This window comes from Buttiauxella ferragutiae (genome assembly GCF_022637515.1).
In the GTDB taxonomy this organism is placed as follows: domain Bacteria; phylum Pseudomonadota; class Gammaproteobacteria; order Enterobacterales; family Enterobacteriaceae; genus Buttiauxella; species Buttiauxella ferragutiae.
The window spans coordinates 4080361-4092610 of the sequence record NZ_CP093332.1 but is presented as its reverse complement, the minus strand read 5'-3'; the positions used below and the strand labels follow the sequence as shown (position 1 = coordinate 4092610).

At 48.2% G+C, this 12250-nt stretch carries 11 protein-coding genes; 3 read left to right on the top strand and 8 right to left on the bottom strand.

Annotated features, from left to right (window positions below):
• Positions 1 to 56: 56 nt before the first annotated feature.
• Positions 57 to 197 (top strand): type B 50S ribosomal protein L36, encoded by a 141-nt coding sequence (gene ykgO / locus MNO13_RS18845; protein ID WP_034458060.1) that lies wholly within the window; start codon positions 57 to 59, stop codon positions 195 to 197.
• Positions 198 to 236: 39 nt separating this feature from the next.
• On the opposite strand, the gene MNO13_RS18840 is transcribed toward ykgO, so the two are convergent.
• The 6 genes from MNO13_RS18840 to acrA form a co-directional block, all read right to left on the bottom strand.
• Positions 237 to 695 (bottom strand): YlaC family protein, encoded by a 459-nt coding sequence (locus MNO13_RS18840; RefSeq protein ID WP_064549077.1) that lies wholly within the window; start codon positions 693 to 695, stop codon positions 237 to 239.
• 102 nt (positions 696 to 797) lie between these two features.
• Positions 798 to 1364, bottom strand: coding sequence for a maltose O-acetyltransferase (gene maa / locus MNO13_RS18835; protein ID WP_064549075.1), 567 nt, complete (start codon positions 1362 to 1364; stop codon positions 798 to 800).
• 195 nt (positions 1365 to 1559) lie between these two features.
• Entirely contained in the window at positions 1560 to 1778 is a 219-nt protein-coding gene (locus MNO13_RS18830) for an HHA domain-containing protein (RefSeq protein WP_064549071.1), read from the bottom strand.
• A gap of 29 nt (positions 1779 to 1807) precedes the next feature.
• Positions 1808 to 2182, bottom strand: coding sequence for an Hha toxicity modulator TomB (gene tomB / locus MNO13_RS18825; RefSeq protein WP_064549070.1), 375 nt, complete (start codon positions 2180 to 2182; stop codon positions 1808 to 1810).
• A gap of 555 nt (positions 2183 to 2737) precedes the next feature.
• On the bottom strand, positions 2738 to 5887 hold the full coding sequence (gene acrB, locus MNO13_RS18820; RefSeq protein ID WP_064549068.1) for a multidrug efflux RND transporter permease subunit AcrB: 3150 nt from the start codon (positions 5885 to 5887) through the stop codon (positions 2738 to 2740).
• A gap of 22 nt (positions 5888 to 5909) precedes the next feature.
• Positions 5910 to 7109 (bottom strand): multidrug efflux RND transporter periplasmic adaptor subunit AcrA, encoded by a 1200-nt coding sequence (gene acrA, locus MNO13_RS18815; protein ID WP_064549066.1) that lies wholly within the window; start codon positions 7107 to 7109, stop codon positions 5910 to 5912.
• 143 nt (positions 7110 to 7252) lie between these two features.
• Between acrA and acrR the strand changes: the two genes are divergently transcribed.
• Both acrR and mscK read left to right on the top strand, forming a co-directional pair.
• Positions 7253 to 7894 carry a multidrug efflux transporter transcriptional repressor AcrR gene (gene acrR / locus MNO13_RS18810; RefSeq protein WP_237930174.1) on the top strand — a complete coding sequence of 214 codons (642 nt, stop codon included), beginning with the start codon at positions 7253 to 7255 and terminating at the stop codon, positions 7892 to 7894.
• 130 nt (positions 7895 to 8024) lie between these two features.
• Positions 8025 to 11402, top strand: coding sequence for a mechanosensitive channel MscK (gene mscK / locus MNO13_RS18805; protein ID WP_273693556.1), 3378 nt, complete (start codon positions 8025 to 8027; stop codon positions 11400 to 11402).
• Between the two features lie 3 nt (positions 11403 to 11405).
• Here mscK and rsmS read toward each other — a convergent pair whose 3' ends face one another.
• Positions 11406 to 11561: a pleiotropic regulatory protein RsmS gene (gene rsmS / locus MNO13_RS18800; protein WP_064549061.1), complete on the bottom strand. Its 156-nt coding sequence runs from the start codon at positions 11559 to 11561 to the stop codon at positions 11406 to 11408.
• A 152-nt stretch (positions 11562 to 11713) separates the two neighbouring features.
• Positions 11714 to 12250, bottom strand: coding sequence for a primosomal replication protein PriC (gene priC / locus MNO13_RS18795; RefSeq protein WP_064549058.1), 537 nt, complete (start codon positions 12248 to 12250; stop codon positions 11714 to 11716).

The window sequence follows — 12250 nt, the reverse complement described above, 5'->3', positions numbered from 1 at the left end:
TCTTTTTATTCGTCATTTATTGTTATGTTATAACATAATTTATTAGGCGTAGATTTATGCAGGTTTTGAATTCATTACGCAGCGCAAAGCAGCGTCATCCGGATTGCCAGATTGTGAAACGCAAAGGACGGCTGTATGTGATTTGCAAAAGTAATCCGCGTTTTAAAGCGGTGCAGGGCGGGAAAAAACGGCGTTAAAACAAGGGGCTTTGGCCCCTTTCTTTCTTAATGAGAGGGTTACGAACGCCCAAGAGAGAAGATATCGTAAAAAGAGAGTTCGCCTTTTGTGGCAACCATTTTATGCAGTAAAGATTTTTGTTGTTCGTCAACACCAGGGGAATGCAGGATTTTATCAATCAATGTCGACGGGACATTGCGCGTGTTGTACCACTCGCCGTTGTAACAAACGCGTAAATCCAGTACATCGATATCGTCGTAGCGATAACGGGGGTTCACATCAAAAAAGAAGAAACCATTAAGTAGCGCAAATAGCACCACCAGTAACCAGACCGAGCCTGCCAGAGTATCTGATTCCAGCATCACCCACAGTGTGGCAAACCAGCCTATCCACATGCCGATAAACAACCCCGGGTGTTTGCGAATGAAGCTGATGCTAAAACGCGGACGGTTATCGCGTTTTTCTTCGGCATTAAGTTGCTCGATAGTATCGGTGAGCAGGCGCTGAATTTCGGTCATGATGAGCCTTCTGAACGGAAACGTTACGGGCAGAGAACTGTTATTTTAAGAAGCCCTGTACGGGTAAAAAAGTAACAGTTATGCCAAAAAAAACCATAACAGTTAGTGGCCGATGACGGGAACCGTTTTAATCACTCGTGCCGGGTTTCCTGCAACCACTGAGTTGGCTGGAATGTCTTTCGTGACGACAGAACCCGAGCCAATCACCACGTTATCACCGATGGTGACACCGGGATTGATGACCGCACGTCCGCCAATCCAGACGTTATCACCAATCGTAACGGGTTTGCCAAACTCAACGCCACTGTTGCGTGTTTCAGCATCCAGCGGGTGTGTTGCAGTATAGATATGAACGCCTGGCGCCAACATGCAGTTTTCGCCAATGTGAACCGGGCAAACATCGAGAATGACGCAGTCAAAATTGGCGTAGAAGTTTTTGCCGAGAAAAATATTGTAACCATAGTCACAGCGAAACGTTGGCTCAATATAAGCATTCAGACTTTGGCCCAACAGTTGTTCAAGCAATTGTGCACGCACAGCTTGTTCATCGGGTTCGGTGTGATTAAAACGGTAAATCAAATGACGCGCTTTAATACTATCGTCACGAAGTTGTGGGTCACCAGGGCGATAAAGCTCGCCGGCAATCATTTTCTGTTTCTCTTCACTCATCGCGATGCCTCAATTAAATAGACAGAACAGCGGTTACCGTAAGCGATGAGGTTGTTATTGATGAAAATGTTGTTTCTTTTTGTGATTTTAATCACATTGCAAAGCTGGTAATCAACAATCACTAACAATGAACCGCGACTGACGCATTCAGCAGTTAACTGTTTAAACCATGAACCTAATAACAATTACGAGGTATTAGCGGATAAATGTCCATACAGAGGGTGGTATTTTATCGTAAAGCTTATTCATGGTGAGTTCAGCAAGTCGGTGGTCGGCAGCTGAATAAAATACCGCCAATTCATTATCTGATAATTCGTATTTATTTTTTTCAATTACACGTTCTAAGGTCTCAATTGTTTGGCAGCGTCGCAGACGCATCAAATAATCAGTCTTAGTTAATGGTTTAGTAGTCATGAAATCACCTTATACATCTTGTAATATTTTTAAAAGGAGAGGCTTACAGGGTTAGCGCGGCTCTCTGTGACGAAACATCGGAATAATCGATTCCCGGACTTACGCCATTTCTGCAAATCGTGTGCATTGATGCCGTAGTTGCTGAACAGCATAAAGGTATCGTCCAAATATTCGTCAATTTGTTCAATCAATTTACTCTCATCATCATACTTAATTTTGTAATTAAGTGCGAAGGCAGCTATGTGCTCAATCAATTCATTCAACTGCAAGTTAATGGCCGAAGTAGGATCATTAACCCAACCATGATTACTCTCGCCAAGGTTGGTAAGGCAGTCATGATACAGGTTTTCGCAGAGAAATTTAAGCTGCGCAATATCATGCCGTTTTGGTGAGTATTCGTCCATAATGCAGCCCCTTTTATCGAAGAAAATTGATAAACACTACGCGTTGGGGTGGACACACCTGGATGAGGTGGGGATCAATAACAACGATTATTCCATATACTTTCACTATAAATCAATCTGCAGTAGATTTCCTTTCACTATTACGAAAAATTACATTTGTAGCAAATGTGTTTACCCTAACGTAATGTTTATAAAGAGTTTCACGTTTTTTAAAAGCAATGTCTTATAAATTATCCTAAAAGGGTACTTAAGAAAACAGTTTGCTTTCAACAGGTTAATCTCCTGTTGCTGTAATAGCTCGCGGGCAGGTGTAAATAAAAAATCGACTAGGAATGTTCCTAATAAATAAGTATGAATCCGTATTTACAAATTCACCAGTCAGTTTGGGAAATATTTTGTCATGATATTCGAATGAAACATCTCCTGAACGGCAACACTTTGAAACCTACTCAGGGCCAGAGTCAGCATTTTCGATATTTAATAATATAGCAAATGAGGATGGGGCACAGATATAAAAAAGGCCGCTTGCGCGGCCTTGTACTTGCAGTCTAAGACTTACTTGTGGTGCTCAACCGGGTGAGCGTGCTCGAGGTCTTCAGTCTTACGGCTGAAGCGACGGCGTACTACCACGAAGAACACAGGTACGAAGAAGATAGCCAGAACAGTTGCAGTCACCATCCCGCCCATTACACCAGTACCTACGGCGTTCTGCGCACCGGAACCTGCACCGGAGCTGATGACCAGCGGCATTACCCCGAGGATAAACGCCAGTGATGTCATCAGAATTGGACGCAGACGCATACGCACCGCTTCAAGCGTAGCTTCAATCAAGCCTTTGCCTTCTTTCTCCATCAAGTCTTTGGCGAATTCTACGATAAGTATCGCGTTCTTCGCCGACAAACCAATGGTTGTCAGCAGGCCTACCTGGAAGTATACGTCGTTAGTCAGCCCACGTAATGTGGCGGCCAGCAGTGCACCGACAACACCCAATGGAACAACCAGCATGACCGAGAACGGAATTGACCAGCTCTCATACAGTGCTGCCAGACACAGGAATACCACTATCAAGGAAATCGCATACAGGGCAGGGGCCTGGTTACCAGACAAACGCTCCTGATAAGACATACCCGTCCAGTCGTAGCCGATACCGGTTGGCAATTTGCTCGCCAGTTCTTCCATCATGTTCATCGCTTCACCGGTACTCTTACCTGGCGCCGCCTGACCAAGGATTTCCATGGAAGGCAAGCCATTGTAACGTTCCAGACGTGGTGAACCGTATTCCCAGTGCGCGGTAGAGAACGCAGAGAACGGTACCATCTGGCCGGTAGAACCGCGCACATACCAGTCGTTGATATCGCTTGGTAGCATACGGAATGGAGCATCAGCCATCAGGTAAACTTTCTTCACACGACCACGGTCGATGAAGTCGTTTACGTAACTACCGCCCCATGCAGCACCCAGAGTGGTGTTGATGTCGCTGATAGAAACGCCCAATGCTTGCGCTTTTTCCTGGTCGATATCGACTTTAAACTGCGGCGTATCTTCCAGACCGTTTGGACGCACGCCCACTAACAGGTCTGAGTGTTTAGCGACTTCACCAAACAACTGGTTACGCGCCTGAGTCAGTTTTTCGTGTCCAAGGTTCGCCTGGTCAATCAACTGGAAGTCGAAGCCCGTTGCGGTACCCAGTTCTACGATCGCTGGCAGGTTAAATGCGAACACGATGGCATCTTTGATTTTCGAGAATTGGGCACTGGCGCGAGCAGCAATCGCCGGAACCTTGTTCTCTTCACCAGGGCGCTCATCCCAATCTTTCAAGGAAACGAATGCCAGACCGGTGTTCTGCCCCTGGCCTGAGAAGCCAAAGCCGTTAACGGTAAATACCGAGTTAACGTTGTCTTTCTCTTTTTCGAGGTAATACTTGCTCACCTCATCAAGAACGGCTTGGGTACGTTCTTGTGTCGCACCTGCAGGCAACTGAGCCATAGTCAGGAATACGCCCTGGTCTTCTTCTGGCAAGAAGGAACTTGGCAGACGAACAAACAGGAACGCCATACCCACCACAATCAGCAGATACAACACCAGGTAACGACCGGTGCTACGCAAGATGTTACCGACACTGTCGGTATAATGATGCGTGCTCTTATCGAACATGTTGTTAAACCAGCCGAAGAAGCCTTTCTTCGCATGGCTTTCACCTTTAGCGACCGGCTTGAGCAAAGTGGCGCAGAGTGCTGGTGTCAGAATCAGTGCTACCAGTACAGAAAGCACCATTGCCGATACGATGGTAATGGAGAACTGACGATAGATTGCCCCTGTAGAACCGCCGAAGAATGCCATCGGTATAAATACCGCTGACAGAACCATCGCGATCCCGACCAGAGCGCCCTGAATCTGCTCCATCGATTTGCGTGTGGCTTCTTTCGGTGGCAACCCTTCTTCCACCATCACACGCTCAACGTTTTCTACTACCACGATGGCGTCATCAACCAACAGGCCTATCGCAAGCACCATCCCGAACATCGTTAGGGTGTTTATCGAATAGCCAAAGATGGAAAGGATAGCGAACGTCCCCAGCAGTACCACCGGCACGGCAATCGTTGGAATCAATGTGGCGCGGAAGTTCTGTAAGAACAGATACATTACCAGGAACACCAGCACGATGGCTTCAACGAGAGTTTTGACTACCTCTTTGATAGAGATTTTAACGAATGGCGTGGTGTCATACGGATAAACCACTTTTAGGCCAGCCGGGAAAAATGGCTGCAGTTTTGCCACAGTGGCACGTACCGCATCAGCTGTATCCAGTGCGTTAGCACCGGTTGCCAGTTTGATACCTAAACCAGAAGCCGGTTGGCCGTTGTAACGTGCAACAACGTTATAGTTCTCGCCGCCCAACTCAACTTTTGCCACATCTTTGAGCAGAACTCGTGAGCCATCTTGATTCACTTTCAGCAGAATTTTGCTGAACTCATCGGCAGATTTCAAACGGGTCTGAGCAATGATAGAGGCGTTAAGTTGCTGACCTTTAACCGGTGGCGTACCACCTAACTGACCTGCTGCTACCTGGGCGTTCTGCGCTTTAATAGCATTGATAATATCGACCGGCGTGAGTTGGTAGTTGTTCAGTTTGTTCGGATCCATCCAGATACGCATCGCGTACTGAGCACCAAACAGCTGAACATCACCGACACCACGAGTACGGCTGATAGGGTCTTTAATGGTTGCGCCAACGTAGTCCGAAATATCTTCCTGGGTCATGGAGCCATCGGTGTTGATCAAACCGAGAACCATCAGGAAGTTACTGGAAGACTTCTCAACGCTAACACCTTGTTGCTGTACTTCTTGAGGAAGTAGCGGCATCGCAAGTTGCAGTTTGTTCTGAACCTGTACCTGGGCGATATCCGCGTCAGTACCAGAATCAAAGGTAATGGTGATGGTGACAGAACCAGAGGAATCACTGGAAGAGGACATGTACAGCAGGTTGTCGATACCGTTCATGTTCTGTTCGATAACCTGTGTCACGGTATCCTGTACCGTCTTCGCATCTGCACCTGGATAGTTTGCTGAGATCGAAATCGCCGGTGGCGCAATGGTTGGATATTGCGCGATAGGCAATTTCATGATCGCAAGCCCGCCCGCCAACATAATAATGATGGCGATTACCCAGGCAAAAATCGGGCGATCGATAAAAAACTTAGCCATGTCTTAACGTCTCCTGTTTAAGTTAAGACTTCGTTTGTTCAGACTGAGTGCCAGCGGCTGCTTGATTCTGACCTTTATCATCTGCCGCTACTTCCTGCGCTTTCACCTGAACACCGGGTTTCACTTTTTGCAAACCGGTCACAATTACGCGATCGCCATCCTTCAACCCACTGGTAACCAGCCATTTATCGCCGATAGCCTGAGCTGCTGTGATATCGCGAACTTCTACTTTGTCATCTTTGCCAATGACCAGGGCGGAAGCATCACCACGCGGTGTACGAGTGACACCTTGTTGCGGAACGAGCAGTGCGTTTGGATTAGTACCTTCTTCCAGTTGTGCGCGGACAAACATGCCCGGAAGCAGCGTTTTATCTGGGTTAGGGAAGATGGCACGCAGAGTGATAGAGCCGGTGCTCTGGTCAACTGTCACATCAGAAAACTCTAAAGAGCCTTCTTGCGGGAATGTAATACCGTCGTTAGTGACTAATTTGACTTTCGCTTTACCGTTTTCTTGTTTCAGTTTGCCGTCAGCTAACTCTTGCTTAAGGCGCAAGAAATCGTTGCTGGACTGGGTGACATCCACGTAGATAGGATCAAGCTGTTGGACGGTCGCCATAGCGGTGGCCTGGGCTCCCGTTACCAGCGCGCCTTCAGTAACAGAAGACTTACCGATGCGACCACTAATTGGTGAAGTCACTTTGGTATAAGCCAGGTTAATGCGTGCAGATTCAACAGCGGCTTTAGCAGCAACAACTGCCGCATTTGCCTGTTGAGAATCGGCAAGAGCGGTGTCGTAGTCTTGTTGACTGATGTACTTAGTACCCAAAAGCTTCGCATAACGTTTCAGCGTCAGCTGAGCAATATTTGCACTCGCCTGTGCTTTCGCGAGGTCGCCTTTGGCGCTGTCATATGCGGCCTGATAGGTGGCCGGGTCAATTTGGTACAGCGACACACCAGCCTGAATTTCACTTCCCTCTACGAAGTTACGTTTCAGAATGATGCCACTGACTTGCGGGCGAACTTCTGCAATACGATAAGCACTTGTACGGCCTGGAAGCTCTGTGGTTATCTGCAAAGGAGCACTTTTTAGCGTGACGACACCCACTTCAGGGGTATGCGGCGCACTCTTTTGTGTATCTTTGTCATTACATCCTGTAAGCACTAAGCTGCCTGAAAGCATCAGAACGGCCGCCAGAGGCGTAAACCCTCTGTTTTTGTTCATATGTAAACCTCGAGTGTCCGATTTCAAAGTTGTTCAATGGATCAAATGTCCACAAACCCATTGCTGCGTTTATATTATCGTCGTGCTATGGTACATACATTCACAAATGTATGTAAATCTAACCACCTTACTTTCACCCACTTATGGCACGAAAAACCAAACAACAAGCTCTTGAGACTCGTCAGCATCTTCTTGATGTGGCAATCCGCTTGTTTTCTCAACACGGTGTTTCATCAACTTCGCTGGCAGATATTGCTAAAGCGGCAGGCGTCACCCGTGGTGCAATTTATTGGCATTTCAAAAATAAGTCGGATTTGTTTAATGAAATCTGGGAGCTAACTGAATCCAGTATTGGTGATTTAGAGACTGAGTATCAGGCAAAATTTCCTGACGATCCACTTTCTGTTGTAAGAGAGTTATTAATTTACATATTACAAGCAACTGTCACTGAAGAACGTCGTCGTTTAATGACGGAAATCATCTTCCATAAATGTGAATTTGTTGGAGAACTTGCGGTATTACAACAGGCCAGACGCAAACTTCATCTCGAAGGAAACGAAAGAATCGAGAGCAGTTTGCAGCGTTGTATTGATGCAGAAATGTTGCCAAAGGGTTTACGTATCCCTGTCGCGGTTATTCTGATGCGCAGTTATATCACTGGCCTCATCGAAAATTGGCTGGTTGCGCCAGATAGCTTTGATCTCCACGGCCAGGCCGAAGACTACATCGCTATTTTGATAGAAATGTTTCAGACCTGCCCAACCCTGAGAAATACTCCACACTAAAAATATGCTTATTAGGGCAATTCCGAAGCGAGTTGACCAAGGATTTTTTGACAAGACGTGCTAATCTGAGCGCTCGTATTTCGTCTTTAACTCGCCATCCTTTCGGCCTGTTCTCAAACACTGTCAAACTATGCCGCAACTCTTGTGTTCACTGTATTCGCGTCGCTTATCTGCACGGTTTTTACTTATCGCTTTTATGAGCCTGTTTTGCCTGCTGGCGCAGCCAGTTTGGGCGAAAAATAACAGCAGCGATCTCCCGAGCCGCGATGAAATTCAAAACCAGCTAACTGCGCTTAATAAGCAAAAGACGCTGTCACCTAATGACAAACTCACCCAGCAAGATCTCAATGAAACACTTGAGGTGTTGGACAAAATTGACCGGGTCAAGGATGAAGCGGCAAAACTGCATCAGCAGATCACTGAAGCACCAAAAACGCTGCGCAAAGCCACCGATGCTTTAAATGAGATAAAGAATCAGCGAGATAACCAGGCTAATGAAGAGGCCGAAATTGAAGCGCTGAACTTACGCCAGCTCGAATCTCGCCTGAATGATTTGATGACGGATTTACAGAATTCACAGAGCGATTTAGCCACCTGGAACAGCCAACTGATTTCGCTGCAAACGCAGCCAGAACGTGTGCAGAATGCGATGATGGCCGCGTCGGCGCAACTCGAAACCATCCGGAACCGGCTGAATGGTGTCGCACCCGGTGCAGCAGAATTACGCCCCAGCCAGCAAACCTTATTACTGGCGCAGCAGGCGTTACTGAATGCGCAACTCGACCAGCAACGTGACAGCCTGAAAGGCAACACGCTGTTGCAAGATACCCTGCAAAAACAACGTGATTACACCAACGCCCATATCAACCAGATGGAACACACGCTGCAGCTGTTACAAAAGGCAGTCAGCAGCAAGCGTCTGACGCTAACCCAGCAGACCGCGCAAGAAGCCATCGACTCCGAAGACACGGTTAAAATTCAGCAAAACCCGTTGGTGAAACAAGAGCTGGATATTAACCACCAATTAAGTCAGCGGTTGATCGATGCCACCGAGCGAGCCAATGAGATGGTGCCGCCGAGTATCCGCATCAAAAACACGCTGGATCGTGCGGTGCAATCGGAACGCAATCTGAAAGAGCAAATCGCCGTCCTGAAAGGCAGCTTGCTGTTATCGCGCATTTTGTATCAGCAGCAACAACAGAACATGCCTTCAGCGGAAGACACAGAAGACCTGACCAACCGTATTGCGGATATTCGCCTCGAGCAGTTTGATATCAATCAGCAGCGTGACGCGCTATTCCAGCCTGACGAAATGGTGGCGAAAATTGAAGAAGGGCACAGCGCTGAAGTCACGCCTGACGTTCACGATGCACTGTTACAGGTTCTGGATACGCGCCGCGAATTACTCGACCAGTTGAATAAACAGCTCGGCATGCAGCTAATGCTGGCAATCAACCTGCAGAATAATAAACAGCAATTGCAAAACGTGACCAAATCCCTCGACCAAATTCTGACCGAGCAGATTTTTTGGGTCACCAGTAATAAACCGATGGACTGGGACTGGCTGAAATCGTTGCCTTCTTCGTTACGCGATCAGTTTAAAAACAGCCATATCAATTTTAATGGAGCGGAAAGCTCGTTTAAAATTCTCGCGATTCTCTTGTTGATGATTCCCGCATTGCTGTTGGCAGGGGTGATTCGCTGGCGCTTTAAAGCAATCGACCGCTATCTGGAGAAGCAGGCAAGTCGAGTGGGGCAACTGCGTAACGACAGCCAAATGCTGACCCCGAAAGCCATTGCGTTGACCCTGGTGAAAGTCTTACCGGGGGCGCTTATCATCTATGCCATCGGCTTAGTATTTGCTGGCATTGACCTGAATATCAGCGAATCGATACTGGCGTTTTGTAAAAAGCTTTCCCTGTTCTGGATTGTTTTTGGCCTGACCTACAAAGTGTTGTCGAGCGATGGTGTTGCGGTTCGCCACTTTAATATGCCCCCACAACTGTGTAGCCATTATCGCCGCCAATTAGTGCGCATTGGCTTTGCACTCATGCCGTTGCTGTTTTGGTCGGTGTTGGGCGAGCGTTCGCCGCTGCACCTCGTGGAAGATGCGTTTGGTCAGTTGCTAATCTTCTTCAACCTGTTGCTGATCACCGCATTTGTCTTCCCAATGTGCCGTGAAAACTGGCGCAACAAAAATAACCATACTATGCAGCTCTTTACCGTTACGGTGATGGGGGTGGTGCCTGCGGTGTTAATTGTGCTGACGGCGATGGGGTACTTCTATACCACGTTGCGCCTTGCCGGCCGCTGGATTGAAACCATCTACCTGGTGCTTATCTGGAATCTGGTTTACCAGACCGTACTGCGTGGGCTAAGTGTGACGGCGCGCCGTATGGCTTATCGTCGCGCCGTGTTGCGCCGTGAAAACCTGGTGAGAGAGGGGGCTGAAGGGGGCGAGCCGGTAGAAGAACCGCCGTTGGCTCTGGATCAAATCAACCAGCAAACCATGCGCCTGGCGATCATTGCGCTGTTTGCGCTATTTGCCATCTTCTTCTACACCATTTGGTCAGACTTGTTTGGGGTATTCGGTTATCTCGACAGCATCCAGCTTTGGAGCTACAACGGCACTGAAGCGGGGGCCGCGGTGGTGAAAAACGTCACCATGGGCAGCTTGTTATTTGCGGTGATTGCCTTCGCCATTGCCTGGGTACTGATACGCAACTTACCGGGTTTGCTGGAAGTGTTGGTGCTCTCGCGTCTGAAGATGCGCCAGGGCGCTTCTTACGCCATCACTACCATTCTTAATTATGTGATTATTGGCGCTGGTGCGATGACCATCTTTGGTTCGCTCGGTGTGTCGTGGGATAAATTGCAATGGCTGGCAGCGGCGTTATCAGTCGGCCTGGGCTTCGGTTTGCAGGAGATATTCGGTAACTTTGTTTCCGGTTTGATTATCCTGTTTGAGCGCCCGGTGCGTATCGGCGATACCGTAACCATCGGCACCTTCTCGGGCAGCGTCAGCAAGATTCGTATTCGTGCCACCACCATCACTGACTTCGACAGGAAAGAAGTGATCATCCCGAACAAAGCCTTTGTGACCGAACGTTTGATCAACTGGTCGCTGTCCGACACCATCACGCGCGTGGTTATCCGCCTTGGCGTAGCTTACGGATCGGATCTGGATAAAGTGCGTGAAATCTTACTGAAAGCTGCTCATGAACATCCGAAAGTGATGCACGATCCTGAACCGACCGTGTTCTTCACTACCTTCGGGGCCAGCACGCTGGATCATGAATTGCGCCTGTATGTGCGCGAACTGCGCGATCGTAGTTATACGGTTGATGAACTGAATCGGACCATCGATCGTCTGTGCCGTGAAAATGGCATTAACATCGCCTTCAACCAACTAGAAGTGCATCTGCGTAATGACAAAGGCGATGAACTGACAGAAGTGAAACGCGATAACAACGGTAAATCGAACGGCGGCATCGTCCCGGTGCAGTAAAAATTAGCGGGAGGTGCTTTCTTCCCGCTTACGCAAAAAATCCTGACGGACAATCTCTAACGCAGCAAGCGCGGTTTCCGTCGGGACTTCATGTTCTTCCAGCAGCATTATCAAATCGACAGCCAGTTTCACTTCATCTGGTGCATTTTCCAGCGACATTGTATTAACCCGTAATTTGCGAAATAAAAAGAGACGGCTGACGAAACCTTTTTCGTAGGTCGGCTAAGCGCAGCGCCATCCGACGCAACCAGCGCAGGTGGTGGATGACGCTATCGCTTATCCACCCTACAACACCAATTTAGTGGCTGTGATTAGCTTAGCCCACGTTCCCGCCGTTCAATCGCACGTTCAATTCGCGTAATCGCCTGGCGGCAGCGTTGCAGGCGACCTTCAAGAGCCGCGATTTCTTTCTGGATCTTTTGTTGCCCAACGAGCGTCGTTTGAATCGCAAGTTGGCTGTCACGATCGCTAATCATCGTTTGCAGACGGCGTTCATAATCCTGATGAGTGGAGAGTTTCTCATACAGGTTTTCAACCACTGGCGGTTGGGGATCGTTTTTGCGCATCTGCAACGTCGCCAGTTCACGCTGCAAAGCGGCAATTTGCGCCACCAGTTTTTCGGCAAGATACGCCACTTGATCTGCTTTTCCGACTTTCACACTAAGCTGTAATTGTGCGAGATTAGCCTGAACTTCGCTCAGATAATCTTTAAGTTGTGTGCTGTGAGTGGAAAATAAATTACGATCGAAGCGGGCCTGAGAGGCGCGTTGCAACGAAATGGGCGCAATGGCTTGGGCGAGATCCGCGACGCGAACATCCAGGGCTTGTAACAGCGAAGCGGTTTTCAC

Coding starts and splice junctions, on each gene's coding strand:
- ykgO (WP_034458060.1), top strand. CDS start 57: ATGCAGGTTTTGAATTCATTACGCAGCGCAAAGCAGCGTCATCCGGAT.
- MNO13_RS18840 (WP_064549077.1), bottom strand. CDS start 695: ATGACCGAAATTCAGCGCCTGCTCACCGATACTATCGAGCAACTTAAT.
- maa (WP_064549075.1), bottom strand. CDS start 1,364: ATGAGTGAAGAGAAACAGAAAATGATTGCCGGCGAGCTTTATCGCCCT.
- MNO13_RS18830 (WP_064549071.1), bottom strand. CDS start 1,778: ATGACTACTAAACCATTAACTAAGACTGATTATTTGATGCGTCTGCGA.
- tomB (WP_064549070.1), bottom strand. CDS start 2,182: ATGGACGAATACTCACCAAAACGGCATGATATTGCGCAGCTTAAATTT.
- acrB (WP_064549068.1), bottom strand. CDS start 5,887: ATGGCTAAGTTTTTTATCGATCGCCCGATTTTTGCCTGGGTAATCGCC.
- acrA (WP_064549066.1), bottom strand. CDS start 7,109: ATGAACAAAAACAGAGGGTTTACGCCTCTGGCGGCCGTTCTGATGCTT.
- acrR (WP_237930174.1), top strand. CDS start 7,253: ATGGCACGAAAAACCAAACAACAAGCTCTTGAGACTCGTCAGCATCTT.
- mscK (WP_273693556.1), top strand. CDS start 8,025: ATGCCGCAACTCTTGTGTTCACTGTATTCGCGTCGCTTATCTGCACGG.
- rsmS (WP_064549061.1), bottom strand. CDS start 11,561: ATGTCGCTGGAAAATGCACCAGATGAAGTGAAACTGGCTGTCGATTTG.